At 64.7% G+C, this 15219-nt stretch carries 11 protein-coding genes and 1 other RNA gene; 5 read left to right on the top strand and 7 right to left on the bottom strand.

The genetic code is table 11. The features are described from left to right. Positions 1 to 78: 78 nt before the first annotated feature. Both AC5ZG5_RS08180 and ffs read right to left on the bottom strand, forming a co-directional pair. Positions 79 to 1896: a DNA polymerase III subunit gamma/tau gene (locus AC5ZG5_RS08180; RefSeq protein WP_456646635.1), complete on the bottom strand. Its 1818-nt coding sequence runs from the start codon at positions 1894 to 1896 to the stop codon at positions 79 to 81. Positions 1897 to 2005: 109 nt separating this feature from the next. Then, positions 2006 to 2102, bottom strand: an RNA gene (gene ffs, locus AC5ZG5_RS08175) — signal recognition particle sRNA small type. Positions 2103 to 2294: 192 nt separating this feature from the next. Here ffs and AC5ZG5_RS08170 point away from each other — a divergent pair. The 3 genes from AC5ZG5_RS08170 to AC5ZG5_RS08160 all read left to right on the top strand — a co-directional run bounded on the left by AC5ZG5_RS08170 (position 2295) and on the right by AC5ZG5_RS08160 (position 4317). Then, on the top strand, positions 2295 to 2714 hold the full coding sequence (locus tag AC5ZG5_RS08170; protein WP_456646636.1) for an HIT domain-containing protein: 420 nt from the start codon (positions 2295 to 2297) through the stop codon (positions 2712 to 2714). A 7-nt stretch (positions 2715 to 2721) separates the two neighbouring features. After that, entirely contained in the window at positions 2722 to 3672 is a 951-nt protein-coding gene (gene nudC, locus AC5ZG5_RS08165) for an NAD(+) diphosphatase (RefSeq protein WP_456646637.1), read from the top strand. 141 nt (positions 3673 to 3813) lie between these two features. Continuing rightward, positions 3814 to 4317 carry an Lrp/AsnC family transcriptional regulator gene (locus tag AC5ZG5_RS08160; RefSeq protein ID WP_028169306.1) on the top strand — a complete coding sequence of 168 codons (504 nt, stop codon included), beginning with the start codon at positions 3814 to 3816 and terminating at the stop codon, positions 4315 to 4317. Positions 4318 to 4451: 134 nt separating this feature from the next. On the opposite strand, the gene AC5ZG5_RS08155 is transcribed toward AC5ZG5_RS08160, so the two are convergent. The 5 genes from AC5ZG5_RS08155 to AC5ZG5_RS08135 form a co-directional block, all read right to left on the bottom strand. Further along, positions 4452 to 5951, bottom strand: coding sequence for a phosphomannomutase/phosphoglucomutase (locus AC5ZG5_RS08155; RefSeq protein ID WP_496165437.1), 1500 nt, complete (start codon positions 5949 to 5951; stop codon positions 4452 to 4454). Positions 5952 to 6146: 195 nt separating this feature from the next. Next, positions 6147 to 6662: a TIGR02281 family clan AA aspartic protease gene (locus AC5ZG5_RS08150; RefSeq protein WP_130228542.1), complete on the bottom strand. Its 516-nt coding sequence runs from the start codon at positions 6660 to 6662 to the stop codon at positions 6147 to 6149. Then, the gene (locus tag AC5ZG5_RS08145; protein ID WP_456641331.1) at positions 6655 to 6816 is read right to left on the bottom strand and encodes a hypothetical protein; all 162 of its coding nucleotides are present in this window, start codon (positions 6814 to 6816) and stop codon (positions 6655 to 6657) included. The genes AC5ZG5_RS08150 and AC5ZG5_RS08145 overlap by 8 nt, the downstream gene beginning before the upstream one ends. A 64-nt stretch (positions 6817 to 6880) precedes the next feature. Then, positions 6881 to 9355, bottom strand: a complete 2475-nt coding sequence (gene hrpB / locus AC5ZG5_RS08140) for an ATP-dependent helicase HrpB (RefSeq protein WP_456641332.1) — start codon at positions 9353 to 9355, stop codon at positions 6881 to 6883. A gap of 120 nt (positions 9356 to 9475) precedes the next feature. Continuing rightward, positions 9476 to 10792, bottom strand: coding sequence for a UDP-glucose dehydrogenase family protein (locus tag AC5ZG5_RS08135; RefSeq protein WP_456641333.1), 1317 nt, complete (start codon positions 10790 to 10792; stop codon positions 9476 to 9478). 179 nt (positions 10793 to 10971) lie between these two features. Here AC5ZG5_RS08135 and AC5ZG5_RS08130 point away from each other — a divergent pair, with 179 nt between their 5' ends. Together AC5ZG5_RS08130 and polA are read left to right on the top strand one after the other, a co-directional pair. Continuing rightward, positions 10972 to 12036: an acyltransferase family protein gene (locus AC5ZG5_RS08130; protein ID WP_456641334.1), complete on the top strand. Its 1065-nt coding sequence runs from the start codon at positions 10972 to 10974 to the stop codon at positions 12034 to 12036. A 107-nt stretch (positions 12037 to 12143) separates the two neighbouring features. Then, positions 12144 to 15185, top strand: a complete 3042-nt coding sequence (gene polA / locus AC5ZG5_RS08125) for a DNA polymerase I (RefSeq protein ID WP_456641335.1) — start codon at positions 12144 to 12146, stop codon at positions 15183 to 15185. Positions 15186 to 15219 lie beyond the last annotated feature (34 nt).

Genomic DNA, 15219 nt, shown 5'->3' with positions numbered 1-15219 from the left:
ATCTGTTCGCGCATGATCTTCGCGCCAACGCTGCGCGTTTGTCGCGAAGCAAAACCGGCCCCACTTTCGCGGATCATGTTAGTCGTCGCTGTCGCCGCTCTCGATGGGGTCTTCGCCGACAATATCGGTCTCCGCCGGCTCAGCGGCAAGCCTGCGCACCTCGACGACCTTGGCGCCGGGAAAGCGCGCCAGAACCTCCTTCACCCGCGGATCGGCTTCGGCCGCGCGCTCGCGCTGGCTTTTTTCGGCGAGATTTTGCGAGCGAATGGTCGGCTGCCCGGCTTCGTTGGAGACGATCACGGTCCAGCGACGGCCGGTCCATAGTTCCAATTTGCGCGAGAGATCGGTGACGAGACCGCGCGAGGCATGCGGCTCCAGCGCAATTTCGAGCCGCCCGTCCTCGATCCGTACCAGCCGGACATCCGCTTCAAGCGCGCCCTTGGTCATCAAATCGCGCTTCTCGCCGGCAAGCGCGACAAGCTGCATGAAGCTGGTGACGCGCAGTGCCGGCGCCGACCGCGTCTCGGGCACTGCTGCCTGCGGTCGCAGCGATGCCTCCGCGCCGGCCCGGGGCATTGCCGCGGGAGCGCGCACCGGCGACGAGGCAATCGAGGAAATGGGCGCCGATGGGGCAGCCCGCGACGCTGTCGCGCCGCCCGCGACCACCGGCGACGCGCCGCCGTTCTGTTCGATCATCCTGATCGCTTCGTCCGGCGTCGGCAGGTCGGCGACATAGGCGATCCGCACCAACACCATCTCGGCGGCGGCGGCCGGGCGGGTGGCGGTCTGCACCTCGGCGATGCCCTTGAGCAGCATCTGCCACATCCGGGACAGCACCCGCATCGACAGTTTGGCTGCAAACTCGCGGGCGCGCACGCGCTCGGTCTCGCCGAACGCCACGTTGTCGGCGGTAGCAGGCACGATCTTCACGCGGGTAACGAAATTGACGAATTCGGCGAGGTCGGACAGCACCACCACCGGATCGGCGCCGACATCGTATTGCGCGCGGAATTCGGTGAAGGCGGCCGCGATATCGCCGCGCGCCAGCGAATCGAACAGGTCGATCACCCGGGTGCGGTCGGCAAGGCCAAGCATCTGCCGCACTTCCTCAGCGCGCACGGTTCCGGCCGCATGCGCAATCGCCTGGTCGAACAGCGACAGCGAATCGCGCACCGAGCCCTCCGCGGCCCGCGCGATGATGCCAAGCGCTTCGGGCTCGACCTCGACGCCTTCCTTGGTCGCAATGTTACCGAGATGCTTCATCAGCACGTCGGCCTCGACCCGGCGCAGGTCGAAACGCTGGCAGCGCGAAAGCACCGTGACCGGGACTTTGCGGATTTCAGTGGTGGCGAAGACGAATTTGGCGTGCTCCGGCGGCTCTTCCAGCGTCTTCAGGAACGCGTTGAAGGCCGCGGTCGAGAGCATGTGGACTTCGTCGATGATGTAGACCTTGTAGCGCGCGCTCGCCGGCGCATAGCGCACGCTGTCATTGATCTGGCGGACATCGTCGACGCCGGTATGGGACGCGGCGTCCATCTCCAGCACGTCCATGTGCCGGCTTTCCATGATCGCCTGGCAGTGCAGGCCGAGCACGGGCATCTGGATGGTCGGCCCCTTCAGCGAGCCGTCGGGCAATTCATAGTTCAGCGCACGGGCGAGGATGCGGGCGGTGGTGGTCTTGCCGACCCCGCGCACCCCGGTCAGGATCCAGGCCTGAGGGATTCGTCCGGTCTCGAACGCGTTCGAGACCGTCCGCACCATGGCCTCCTGGCCGATCAGATCGTCAAAGCTTGAAGGGCGGTATTTGCGCGCCAGCACCCGGTAGGGCTTTGCCGCTTCGAAGCCGGCCTGGCCGGCGCCTTCAGCCTGATTCGGAGGAGCGCCAGCGTCGTTCATTGGTCGATCCGCAATTGAATGTCTCTCGGGCCGGCTTTGCGGAAAGGAGCGGAATCAAGCGCAAAACCGCGGAACAGCCCGCCTTCTGCATGATTCGCTCGAAAAACAGGTAGGAGACTGACGAGCGACCCGATCCGGACCTCGTTAGGGCTGCTTCCTTCCGGACCTGACCCGGTTGGCGAGTGGCTCGTCCACCGCCAATCTCCCGGTCCCTATTTGGGGCCAATAGGGCCGGAAAGCAAGCGTGGCCTGCGCGGAACGCACCGGGCTTGTGCCGGAGGCCAGAAAGGCTTTAGGTGCCGTCATGCCCGGGCTTGTCCCGGGCATCCACGTCTTCCTCTACGTTGTGACAAGACGTGGATGGCCGGAACAAGTCCGGCCATGACGGGGAAATATGCATGTCCGCCTCGACCTGGTCACTGCACGCACGCCTCAAGGAAGACACGATCGACATCGGCGATCTGCCGCTCTGCCGGGTGCTGGTCATCAAGGACGCCAATTACCCTTGGCTGTTGTTGGTGCCGCGCCGTGAGGGCGCGGTGGAGATCATCGACCTCGAGGAGGTCGAGCAGGCGCACCTCATGACCGAGATATCCCGCGTCGCGCGCGCCCTGAAGGACATCACCAAATGCGACAAGCTGAACATCGCCGCGCTCGGCAATGCGGTGCCGCAGCTTCATGTCCATATCATCGCGCGCCGTACCAGCGATGCCGCCTGGCCGCGCCCGGTATGGGGCGTGGTGCCGCCGCTGGCACATGATGCCGAAGAAGTGCAGAATTTCATCAGCGCGCTTCGCCGCAAGATCTGGTTGGGTTGAAGAATAGATGTCAGCATTCGATAATTTTCCGCTGGGGCAGCCGGCCTTCGTCACCAATGTTCTCGACCGCGCCGCGCATCTGCGCACCAATGAAGAGAAGCTGTTCGCGCTGGAAAGCCGCCGCGACGCGCGCGCTTACGTGATCTACCGCGACTCGCTGGTGGTGAAGCAGGAGGAAACCGGTCCGCGGGCACTGCTTTCGGTTGAGGAGGCGCTGAAATTCGGCGCCAATCCAGGCACGGTGTTTCTGGGCCTGCGCGATGGCGCGCCGGTATTCGGCATGGGCATTGCGCCGCAAGCAGCGGAAAAGCTGGTCGGCCGCAGCGACGTCGCCGTCACCGAGCTGCGCGGGATGGCGATGCAGGGCACGGTCCCGCCCGACCAGCTCTCGGCGATCGCGATGGCGAAATCCATGGTGACCTGGCACCAGCGCCACGGCTTTTGCGCCAATTGCGGTGCGCGCACCGCGATGAAGGAGGGCGGCTGGAAGCGCGTATGCCCGAGCTGCAAGGCCGAGCATTTTCCGCGCACCGACCCTGTCGTCATCATGCTCGTGACCCACGGCGACAGATGCTTGCTGGGCCGCCAGAAGCAATTCCCTCCGGGCATGTATTCCTGCCTTGCGGGTTTCGTCGAAGCCGCCGAGACCATCGAGGACGCGGTCCGGCGCGAGATCTTCGAGGAGTCGGGAATCCGCTGCACCGAGGTCAATTATTACATGACGCAGCCGTGGCCCTATCCGTCATCCCTGATGATCGGATGCACCGCGCGTGCAACCAACGAAGAAATCATCGTCGACCGCACCGAGCTCGAGGATGCGCGCTGGTTCGATCGCGCGGAGGCGACCTTGATGCTCAAGCGGCAGCATCCGGATGGCCTGGCCGGTCCACATCCCTTCGCCATTGCCCATCATTTGGTCGGACGTTGGCTGCATGGGAAAGACGCAGCGGGCGCATAGTGGCCCCGCAACGTCCTGAAGTTAAAGAGTTTTTGGGGCAGGACGAGAGCGGCCGCCCGGCCGAGAACAGCGAATAGGCTTGCCTTAGAAGATTTTTCTCTATATGAGGGATTTAGCTCCCTTATATGGAACTTTTTTCTCATGACCGACCTCGCCGTTCCGCTGCATGACGCCAACCGCCGGCTTGACGCCATTGACCGCAAAATCCTGACCGTGCTGCAGGAGGATGCCTCCCTGTCAGTCGCCGAGATCGGCGATCGGGTCGGCCTGTCCTCCACCCCCTGCTGGAAGCGCATCCAGCGGCTCGAGGCCGATGGCGTGATCCTGCGCCGGGTTGCCCTGGTCGACCAGAACAAGATCGGGCTCGGCATCACCGTGTTCGTGTCGGTCGAGAGCTCCGACCATTCCGAGGCCTGGCTGCGCAAATTCGCCGACGCGGTGAGCGCCATGCCTGAAGTGATGGAGTTCTACCGGATGGCCGGCGACGTCGACTACATGCTGCGCGTCGTGGTCGCGGACATGTCGAGCTATGACATCTTCTACAAGAAGCTGATCAGCGCGGTGCCGCTGAAGAACGTCACCTCGCGCTTTGCGATGGAGAAGATCAAGTCGGTGACCGCGCTGCCGGTGCCGGCGGCGGCGTAGAAGAGGATTGCCTCATTCGAGCCGCCGCGACAAGTCGTCATACGCGGGCTTGACCCGCGTATCCATCGATCTTCGCAAAGAGTTCCCTTCGGGATGGATTGCCGGGTCAAGCCCGGCAATGACGCGTTGAGGACTCAAATCTTCTGATTGTACTCGCCGACCTCGGGATGCGTGCGCAGCACGCTATCCACGGTCTCGAACATGTCGCGCATGCGCCGCTCGCTGACCGGGCTTTCGACCACCACCACCAGCTCCGGCTTGTTGGAGGAGGCGCGCACCAGGCCCCAGCTGCCGTCCTCCACCGTGACGCGCACGCCGTTGACGGTGACGAGATCGCGGATCGCCTGGCCGCCGATCTTGGCGCCCTGCTGTTGCAGACCCTCGAAGTGCTTCACCACGGCGTCGACCACGCCGTATTTGGCCTCGTCGGCGCAATGCGGTGACATCGTCGGCGACGACCAGGTCTTGGGCAGCGCGTCCTTCAGGTCGGCCATCGACTTGCCGGGCGCGCGGTCGAGCATCTCGCAGATCGCGATCGCCGAGACCAGGCCGTCGTCATAGCCGCGGCCGAACGGCGTATTGAAGAAGAAATGGCCGGACTTCTCGAAGCCGGCGAGCGCGCCAAGCTCGTTGGTGCGGCGCTTCATGTAGGAATGGCCGGTCTTCCAATACGCGGTCTTGGCGCCCTGGCTCGAGAGCACGGGATCGGTGATGAACAGCCCGGTCGACTTCACGTCGACCACGAACTGCGCGTCCTTGTGGATCGCCGACATGTCGCGCGCCAGCATCACGCCGACCTTGTCGGCGAAGATCTCCTCGCCGGTGTTGTCGACCACGCCGCAGCGGTCGCCGTCGCCGTCGAAGCCGAGGCCGACATCGGCCTTGTGCTGCAAGACCGCGTCGCGGATCGCGTGCAGCATCTCCATGTCTTCCGGGTTCGGATTGTATTTCGGAAAGGTGTGGTCGAGCTCGGTGTCGAGCGGGATCACCTCGCAGCCGATCGCCTCCAAGACCTGCGGCGCGAACGCGCCGGCGGTGCCATTGCCGCAGGCCGCCACCACCTTGAGCTTGCGCTTAAGCTTCGGCCGGCTGGTGAGGTCGGCGATGTAGCGCGCCGGGAAATTCTCGTGGAACTGGTAGCCGCCGCCGGCCTTGCTGGTGAAGCTGGCGCCGAGCACGATCTCCTTCAGCCGCGTCATCTCGTCGGGCCCGAAGGTCAGCGGGCGGCTCGCCCCCATCTTGACGCCGGTCCAGCCATTGTCGTTGTGGGAGGCGGTGACCATCGCGACGCAGGGCACGTCGAGATCGAACTGCGCGAAATAGGCCATCGGCGTCACCGCGAGCCCGATGTCGTGCACCTTGCAGCCCGCGGCCATCAACCCGGAGATCAACGCATATTTGATCGCGGCGGAATAGCCGCGGAAATCATGCCCGGTCACGATCTCCTGCTTGACCCCGAGTTCCGCAATCAGCGCGCCGAGCCCCATGCCCAGCGCCTGCACGCCCATCAGATTGATTTCCTTGCCGAACAGCCAGCGCGCGTCATATTCGCGAAACCCGGTCGGCTTCACCATCGGCTCGGATTCGAAGGCATAGGTGTTCGGGAGCAGAACGGGCTTGGGCTTTGGAAACATCTTGTAGCAGCCTCGCGAGAGCGTGATGGTCAATGCTGCAGCCAATAGCCAAAGGCGGACTGCGGCGAAAGGTGGGATCGGCTGCTATTGGCCGACAATTGCGGCGGATTTGTTGGCCGGGAAATGCCCACTCAGAAGGCATAAATCGCGTCAGCGATCAGTGGCGATTTCGATCGCGGTAGCAAGCAAGCTATCTTACTGCTCCAGCACGAGCCTGCCGTTGGCATATTCGAAGCGCTTCAGCTTGGACAGGAAGGACAGGCCGAGCAGGTTTTCGGAAAGCGCTTCGTCGGGCAGCACCATGGCGTCGACGTCGCGGACGATGAGGCCGCCGAGATCGATCATGGCGAGGCGGGCGCGCGCGGCCTTGATGGTGCCGTTGGCGGTGGTGACGGTGGCGGTGTAGTCGCCGCGCGACGGGCGCAGGCCGAAGCGCGCGGCGGATTTCTCATTGAGCGCAACAAGCGAGGCGCCGGTGTCGACCATGAAGTCGATGCGCTGGCCGTCGATGCGGCCGTCCGTCGCAAAGTGTCCGCGGGGGTCGCGAGGAATGCTCAGCGTGCGGCCGCCGCCCTGCGCCACAGTCTGAACGGGGATACTCTTCGAAGCGGTCGTGGCGGACGCGGAGGCCGGCGTCATCTTGTCCGCCATCTGCGCCATGAAGCTGCCGAGGCCGACCAGGATGGCGGCAAGGATCATTATGTTACGCATGACGCCACGCAGATTTCCAGGAACTGGCCGATTTCACCACGCCGTCCGCCGTCTCGCGACCGGCAGCGGCGATGGAGCCTGCCATTTTCGCGAAAATGATGAGTGAAGCGTTAACGGCGACGCCGTCATACGCGGGCTTGACCCGCGTATCCATCGATCTTCAGAAAAGCTTCATGGGATGGATTGCCGAGTCAAGCCCGGCAATGACGAAGCGAGGACTACGTCCCGCGCGGCTTGGCGCGGCGCGTCGGCACGGCATTGGCAGGGTCCTCCGGCCATGGGTGCTTCGGGTAGCGCCCGCGTAGATCGGCACGCACGGCACTGTAGCTGCCGCGCCAGAAGCCTGGCAGATCCCGCGTCACCTGCACCGGGCGCTGCGCCGGTGACAGCAATTCCAGCACCAGCGGCACGGCGCCCTTCGCGATGGACGGATGGACGTTGAGCCCGAACAATTCCTGCAGCCGGACCGCGATGGTCGGGCCCTGCTCGGCCTCGTAGTCGATCGCAAGCTGGCTGCCCGTCGGCGCCTCGAAATGGGTCGGCGCCTCCTGCTCCAGCCGGGCACGTAGATTCCAGGGCAACAGCGCCATCAGCGCATCCGAGAGATCGCCGGCCGACAACTCCTTGAGCGAGGTCTTGTCGTAAAGCGCAGGCACCAGCCAGGTCTCGCGCTCCCGCGCCAGCGCCTCATCCGACAGATCCGGCCAGCTATCGCCTTCGGCCTTGCGCAGGAACATCACGCGGTCGCGCCATTGCTTGGCGTGCTTTGACCACGGCAACTTGTCGAGGCCTGCAGCGATCAAGCCATCTGCGAGCACGCGTGCAGTCTCCGCCGACGGGGACAGCGCCACCGGCGCTTCCGACAGCGTGATCGCATGCAGCGTGCGCCTGCGCCGCGCGCGCAGCGCCATCGCACTTCGGTCGAACGAAATATCTTCCGTAGTCTCGATCTCACCTGCGAAACGCAGCTCGATCTCTTCCAGAGTGATCGGCGCCGCCAGCAGGATCCGGCCGCTCGCCGCGGTGCCGGTCAACTCTCCGACTGCGATATAGGATGAACGCGCAAGTGAGGACGTCTGCTCGACGCTGGCGCCGCGGCCGTTGGCGAGCACAAAGCTGCCATTGCCGCGGTTGCGCGCGACGCGATCGGGAAAGGCGAAGGCCAGCATCGTGCCGGTGGAGAGCTCGCCTATGGCCTCGGACGCTTTCGACGACGTCACCTGCGAAGCCCAGCGCTGCGCGAGGCTGCGCGCGCTCGAGGCCCGCTGCGAGCGATCGCGACGAAACTGATCGAGCCTGACATCAAGATCGACACTGTCGCCGCCGAGCCCGCGCTCGGTGAGCACCGCTGCGATCTCCGCGGCTCCTGCCGCCGCGCCAAACCGCGCCGAATCCACGATCATGCGGGCGAGCCGCGGCGGCAGCGCCAGCGCACGCAGGCTGTTGCCTTCCGCCGTGATCCGGCCGTCGACATCGAGCGCGCCGAGTTCGCGCAGCAGCACGCTTGCTTCGTTCCAGGCCGGCAGCGGCGGCGGATCGAGGAACGCAAGGCCGGACGCATCGCTGACACCCCATTGCGCGAGGTCGAGCACCAGCGAGGACAGGTCGGCGGACAGGATCTCGGGCTGGGTGTAGGGCGCGAGCGAGGCGGTCTGCGGCTCGTCCCACAGCCGGTAGCAGACACCGGGCTCGGTACGGCCGGCGCGGCCGCGGCGCTGATCGACCGCGGCACGCGAAGCGCGCACGGTCTCGAGGCGCGTCAAGGCGATGTCGGGCTCGTAGCGCGGAACGCGCGACATGCCGGAATCCACGACAATGCGCACACCCTCGATGGTCAGCGAGGTCTCGGCGATCGAGGTCGCCAGCACCACCTTGCGGTGACCCTTGGGTGCCGGCGCGATGGCGCGGTCCTGAACGCTGGCATCGAGCGCGCCGAACAGCGGCACGATCTCGATCGCAGCGTCGCGGATGCGTTCTTCGAGAAAATTCTGCGTGCGTCGGATTTCGGCAGCGCCCGGCAGGAACGCGAGCACCGAGCCGGGGTCGGCGCGAAGCGCTATTGAGATCGCCTCCGCCATCTGCCGCTCCAGCGGAACGTCCATCTTGCGACCCAGATAACGCGTCTCCACTGGAAAGGCGCGGCCTTCACTCTCAACAACAGGTGCATCGCCCAGCAGTTTGGCGACACGTGCGCCGTCGAGCGTTGCCGACATCACGAGCAGGCGAAGATCCTCGCGCAAGCCCTGCTGCGCGTCGCGCGCCAGCGCGAGTCCCAGATCGGCATCGAGCGAGCGCTCATGAAATTCGTCGAACAGGACTGCGGCAATGCCTGTGAGTTCGGGATCGCCGAGGATCTGGCGCGAGAAGATGCCTTCGGTGACGACCTCGATGCGGGTGGCGCGCGACACTTTCGAGCCGAAGCGAACGCGATACCCGACGGTTTCGCCAACCCGCTCGCCAAGCGTCCGCGCCATACGCTCGGCGCTGGCGCGCGCCGCGATCCGCCGCGGCTCCAACACGATGATCTTCTTGCCGTTGGTCCAGGGCTCGTCGAGCAGCGCCAGCGGCACCCGCGTGGTCTTGCCGGCGCCGGGCGGCGCGACGAGCACGGCCGTATTCTTCGCCGCAAGCGTCGCCGCGAGCTCGCCGAGCGCTGCGTCAATGGGAAGTGGAGTGTCGAAATGACGGGGCACGGCCTCACCACGTCGTCATGCCCGGGCTTGTCCCGGGCATCCACGTCTCTCTTGCCGAAAAGGAGAAAACAGAACGTGGATGGCCGGGACAAGCCCGGCCATGACGAAAAGTAATAATCGTCAAACCGGCGGTTCGGCTGCGCGGCCAACGCTCTCATAGCTGAAGCCGTGCGCGGCCATATCCTCGGGGCGGTAGATGTTGCGGAGATCGACCACGACCGGCTGCCGCAACAGGTTCTTCAGCCGCTCAAGGTCAAGCGTGCGGTATTGTACCCACTCGGTGACGACGACCATGGCGTCGGCGCCGGTCACGCATTCATAGGGATCATCGCAATACTCGATATCCGGCAGCTCCTTGCGCGCCTGCTCAATGCCGACAGGATCATGCGCCCGCACTTTTGCGCCCATGTCCAACAGGCCGGTGACGATCGGGATCGAGGGTGCCTCCCGCATGTCGTCGGTCTCCGGCTTGAAGGTGAGACCGAGCACGGCGACCGTCTTGCCGCGCAAATTGCCCGCGAGGCCCGCAACCTTGCGCGCCATCGCGCGCTTGCGGTTGTCGTTGACGCCGAGCACGGCCTCCACGATGCGCAAATTCACGTCATGGTCCTGCGCGATCTTGATCAGCGCGCGGGTGTCCTTGGGGAAGCAGGAGCCGCCGAAACCGGGGCCGGCATGCAGGAACTTGGAGCCGATGCGGTTGTCGAGCCCGATGCCGCGCGCGACTTCCTGGACGTCGGCGCCGACCTTTTCGGAGAGATCGGCGATCTCGTTGATGAAGGTGATCTTGGTCGCCAGGAATGCGTTGGCGGCGTATTTGATCAGCTCCGCCGTGCGCCGCGCCGTATACATCAGCGGCGCCTGGTTGAGCGACAGCGGCCGGTAGACATCGCCGAGCACTTTCCGCGCGCGCTCATCTGATGTGCCGACCACGATGCGGTCCGGGAATTTGAAGTCGCGGATCGCGGCGCCCTCGCGCAGGAATTCCGGATTCGAGGCGACCGCGACGTCGACGGCCGGGTTGGCTTCGCGGATCAGGCGCTCGACCTCGTCGCCGGTGCCGACCGGCACGGTCGATTTGGTCACCACCACCGTGAAGCCTTTGAGCGCACCGGCGATCTCGCGGGCGGCGGCATAGACGTAAGAGAGGTCGGCATGGCCGTCGCCACGGCGCGACGGCGTACCGACGGCGATGAATACCGCGTCAGCGTCGGCGACCGGGTCCTTCAGATCGGTGGTGAAGTCGAGCCGCCTCGCCTTCACATTGGCCGCGACCAGAGCGTCCAGCCCCGGCTCGAAGATCGGGATTTCGCCGCGGCGCAGGGCGTTGATCTTCTCGACATCCTTGTCCACGCAGGTGACGTGGTGTCCGAAATCCGCAAAACACGCGCCAGAGACCAGTCCCACATAACCCGTGCCAATCATGGCGATGCGCATGAAACCACCCGCTTGCTATCGTTAACGATTCCGCAACTCCGGCCAGCGTCTTAGAACATTTGCCGGCCCGGAGGAAACGGCAAAAAGCAGGCACGAGCGGCATGTCATTTGTATGAATAAAGGCGATAGCAACCGATCCGGCCGAAGATGCGCCAAATGCGCGCCGAAACAGGACAGTCATGACCGCAAACGGGACAACCTCCGCGAGCCTGCGTTCCGCCACCTCGCCGGACGGGCGCATCGATTGGGTGGACTACGCCAAGGGCATCTGCATCGTCATGGTCGTGATGATGCACTCGGTCCTGGGCGTGGAAGCCGCCGCCGGCGAGACCGGTTTCATGCACGCGTTTGTCATGTTCGCGAAACCATTCCGGATGCCGGATTTTTTCCTGATTTCAGGCCTGTTCCTCTCGCTCGTGATCGACCGTGACTGGCGCACCTATCTCGACCGCAAGGTCGTCCACTTCGCCTATTTCTACGTGCTCTGGGTGACGATCCAGTTTGCGTTCAAGGCGCCGGCCTTTGCCGCCGAAACGAGCTGGAGCCATACCGGCTACCTCTATCTCGAATCCTTCATCGAACCTTTCGGCACGCTGTGGTTCATCTATCTGCTGCCGATCTTCTTCGTCGTCACAAAACTGACACGCAATCTGCCGCCGCTCGCGATTCTGGCGCTGGCCGCCGGACTCGAGATGGCGCATGTGGTGACCGGCTGGACCGTGATCGACGAATTCTGCGCGCGCTTCGTCTATTTCTATGCCGGCTATCTCCTTGCGCCCACCGTCTTCAAGCTGTCGAACCGTGCACGCTCCGCGCCGACATTGGCGCTGATCGGGCTCGCGCTGTGGGTGCTGGTCAATGGCACCCTGGTGATCGCGGGGGTGAGCGAATGGCCGCTCGTCTCGCTGGTACTGGGATTTGCGGGCGCCTTTGCCATCGTCGTCACCGGGACGCTGCTGGCACGGATGAAGTGGCTCACGGCCTTGCGCTTTTGCGGCGAGCATTCGATCGTGATCTATCTCGCCTTCTTCCTGCCGATGGTGATCGCACGGGTCGGCCTGTTGCGCAGCGGCGCGATCCACGACATCGGTCTGATCTCGCTGCTCGTCACCATCACCGGTCTCGTCGGCGCACTGGTGATCTGGCGCGTGGCACTCGCACTCCGCGCCAACTTCCTGTTCGAGCGCCCCGCCGCGTTCTGGATCGCGCCGAAGAAAGCGGCAGTATTGCAGGCGGCCGAATAATTTGGTCGTCGTCCCAGGCTTGACCCCGGGACGACGAAGGTGTGCGGTTCGCCAAAATTCCGCACCTCAAGGCTGTCATTTGCTGCAAAAATCCCTAAATTTCGGCCATGCCGAAATCAGCCTCCAAGACCTCAGCCAAGACAGAACCCAAAGCCGCCCCCAAGCCCGTTGCCGCCAAGGCTCCGGCCAAGGGCCACCATGTGTTCCTGGTCGACGGTTCCTCCTACATCTTCCGCGCCTACCACGCCCTGCCACCGCTGAACCGCAAGTCCGACGGACTGCAGGTCAATGCCGTGCTCGGCTTCTGCAACATGCTGTGGAAGCTCCTGCGCGAGATGCCCGAGGACAATCGGCCGACCCATCTCGCCATCGTCTTCGACAAGTCCGAGATCACCTTCCGCAACAAGATTTATCCCGACTACAAGGCGCACCGGCCGCCGGCGCCCGATGACCTGATCCCGCAATTCGCGCTGATCCGCGAGGCGGTCCGGGCCTTCGACCTGCCCTGCCTGGAGCAGGTCGGCTATGAGGCCGACGACCTCATCGCGACCTATGTCCGGCTCGCCTGCGAGCGCGGCGCGAGCGCGACGATCGTGTCCTCCGACAAGGACCTGATGCAACTCGTCACCGACTGCGTCAGCATGTACGACACCATGAAGGATCGCCGCATCGGCATTCCCGAAGTGATCGAGAAGTTCGGCGTGCCGCCGGAGAAAGTGGTCGAGGTACAGGCCCTGGCCGGCGATTCCACTGATAACGTGCCCGGCGTGCCCGGCATCGGCGTCAAGACCGCGGCGCAGCTCATCACCGAATATGGCGATCTCGAATCCCTGCTGAGCCGCGCCGGCGAGATCAAGCAGCCGAAGCGTCGCGAGGCGCTGGTCGAAAATGCCGAGAAGGCGCGCATCTCGCGCCAGCTTGTGCTGCTCGACGACAAGGTCGAGCTCGAGGTGCCGCTCGACGACCTCGCCGTGCATGAGCCGGATCCGCGCCGGCTGATCGCGTTCCTGAAGGCGATGGAGTTTTCGACTCTAACCCGCCGCGTCGCCGAATATTCGCAGATCGACCCATCCGATATCGAGCCCGATCCCGGCAACAAGAGCGGCGCGAGCGTGTTCTCGCCGCTGCCTCCTTCCGACGTCGAGCCCGCGCCGGGTCCCGGCGGGCCCACGCAGGGCGCGCCTGCCGCCAAAGAGCGTAACAAGCCTGCGGGCAAGGAAGACAAGGCCTCAAGCCTCAAGGGCACGCCGATCGCGCTCGCCGAAGCGCGCGCGGAGGCGGCGCGCAGGACGAAAATCGATCGCAGCAAATACCTGACGATCAAGAGCCTCGATCAGCTCAGCGCCTTCATCGCGCGGATCCATGATACCGGCCATGTCGCGGTCCAGGCGAAGGCGAATTCGATCGATCCGATGCAGGCGGAGATTTCCGGCATTGCGCTCGCACTCGGCCCCGACGATGCCGCCTATATCCCGCTCGCCCACAAGCAGGCGGGCGGAGGCAGCGGGCTGTTCGACGCGGGATTGGCGCCGGACCAGATCAAGTTCGAGCAGGCGATCGAAGCCTTGCGGCCGATCCTGGAATCGCAGGGCATCCTGAAGATCGGCTTCGACGTCAAGTTCAACGCGGTGATGCTGGCGCAAGCCGGCATCACGCTGCGCAACTTTGACGATGCGCAGTTGATCTCCTACGTGCTCGACGCCGGACGCGGATCACATGCGCTGGAATCGCTGGCCGAGCGTTGGCTCGGGCATGCGGTGCTCGCCGAGAACGGGCTGACCGGTAGCGGCAAGAACAGACTGACGTTTGACCAGGTTGCGATCGACAAGGCGACCGAGCACTGCGCCGAGGGCGCCGACGTGATCCTGCGGCTGTGGCGCGTATTGAAGCCCCGCCTGGTCGCGGAGCGGATGGCGAGCGTCTACGAGACGCTGGAGCGGCCGCTGGTCTCCGTGCTGGCGCGGATGGAGCGGCGCGGCATCTCGATCGACCGCCAGGTGCTGTCGCGGCTGTCAGGCGATTTCGCCCAGACCGCGGCGCGCGTCGAGGCGGAGGTCCAGGAGATCGCCGGGGAGCCGATCAATGTCGGCAGCCCCAAGCAGATCGGCGACATCCTGTTCGGCAAGATGGGATTGCCCGGCGGCACGAAGACCAAGACCGGCGCGTGGTCGACGACCGCGCAGGTGCTGGACGACCTCGCCGAGCAGGGCCACGAATTCCCGAAGAAGATCCTGGAATGGCGGCAGGTCTCGAAGCTGAAATCGACCTATACCGACGCGCTGCCGACCTACGTCAATCCGCAGACCCATCGCGTCCACACCACCTACGCGCTGGCTGCGACCACCACGGGGCGGCTGTCGTCGAACGAGCCGAACCTGCAGAACATCCCTGTGCGCACCGAGGACGGCAGGAAGATCCGCCGCGCCTTTGTCGCGACGCCCGGGCACAAGCTGGTATCGGCGGATTATTCGCAGATCGAGCTGCGGCTGCTCGCGGAGATTGCCGACATCCCCGTGCTGAAGCAGGCGTTCCGCGACGGCCTCGACATTCATGCCATGACGGCGTCCGAGATGTTCGGCGTGCCGATCAAGGACATGCCGAGCGAAGTGCGCCGCCGCGCCAAGGCGATTAATTTCGGCATCATCTACGGCATCTCGGCGTTCGGCCTCGCCAACCAGCTCGGCATCGCGCGTGAAGAGGCTTCCGCCTACATCAGGAAGTATTTCGAGCGCTTCCCGGGCATCCGCGCCTATATGGACGAGACCAAGGATTTCTGCCGCCGCAACGGCTATGTCACCACGCTGTTCGGCCGCAAATGCTACTACCCCGACATCAAGGCCAGCAACGCCTCGGTCCGCGCCTTCAACGAGCGCGCCGCGATCAACGCCCGCCTGCAGGGCTCGGCCGCCGACATCATCCGCCGCGCTATGACCCGCATCGAGGGCGCGCTCGCCGAGAAGAAGCTATCCGCGCAGATGCTGTTGCAGGTGCATGACGAACTGATCTTCGAGGTCCCCGACGAGGAGGTCGCGGCAACCCTGCCGGTCGTGCAGCATGTAATGCAGGACGCGCCCTTCCCGGCCGTGATCCTGTCGCTGCCGCTGCAGGTCGACGCCCGCGCCGCCAACAATTGGGACGAGGCGCATTGAGCTCTCTCTGTCGTCGCCCAGACGGACGACGACA

The organism is Bradyrhizobium sp. Ses1 (genome assembly GCF_059512365.1).
Note: the sequence above shows the minus strand (reverse complement) of the source record. Positions and strands in the feature narration are given on the sequence as shown.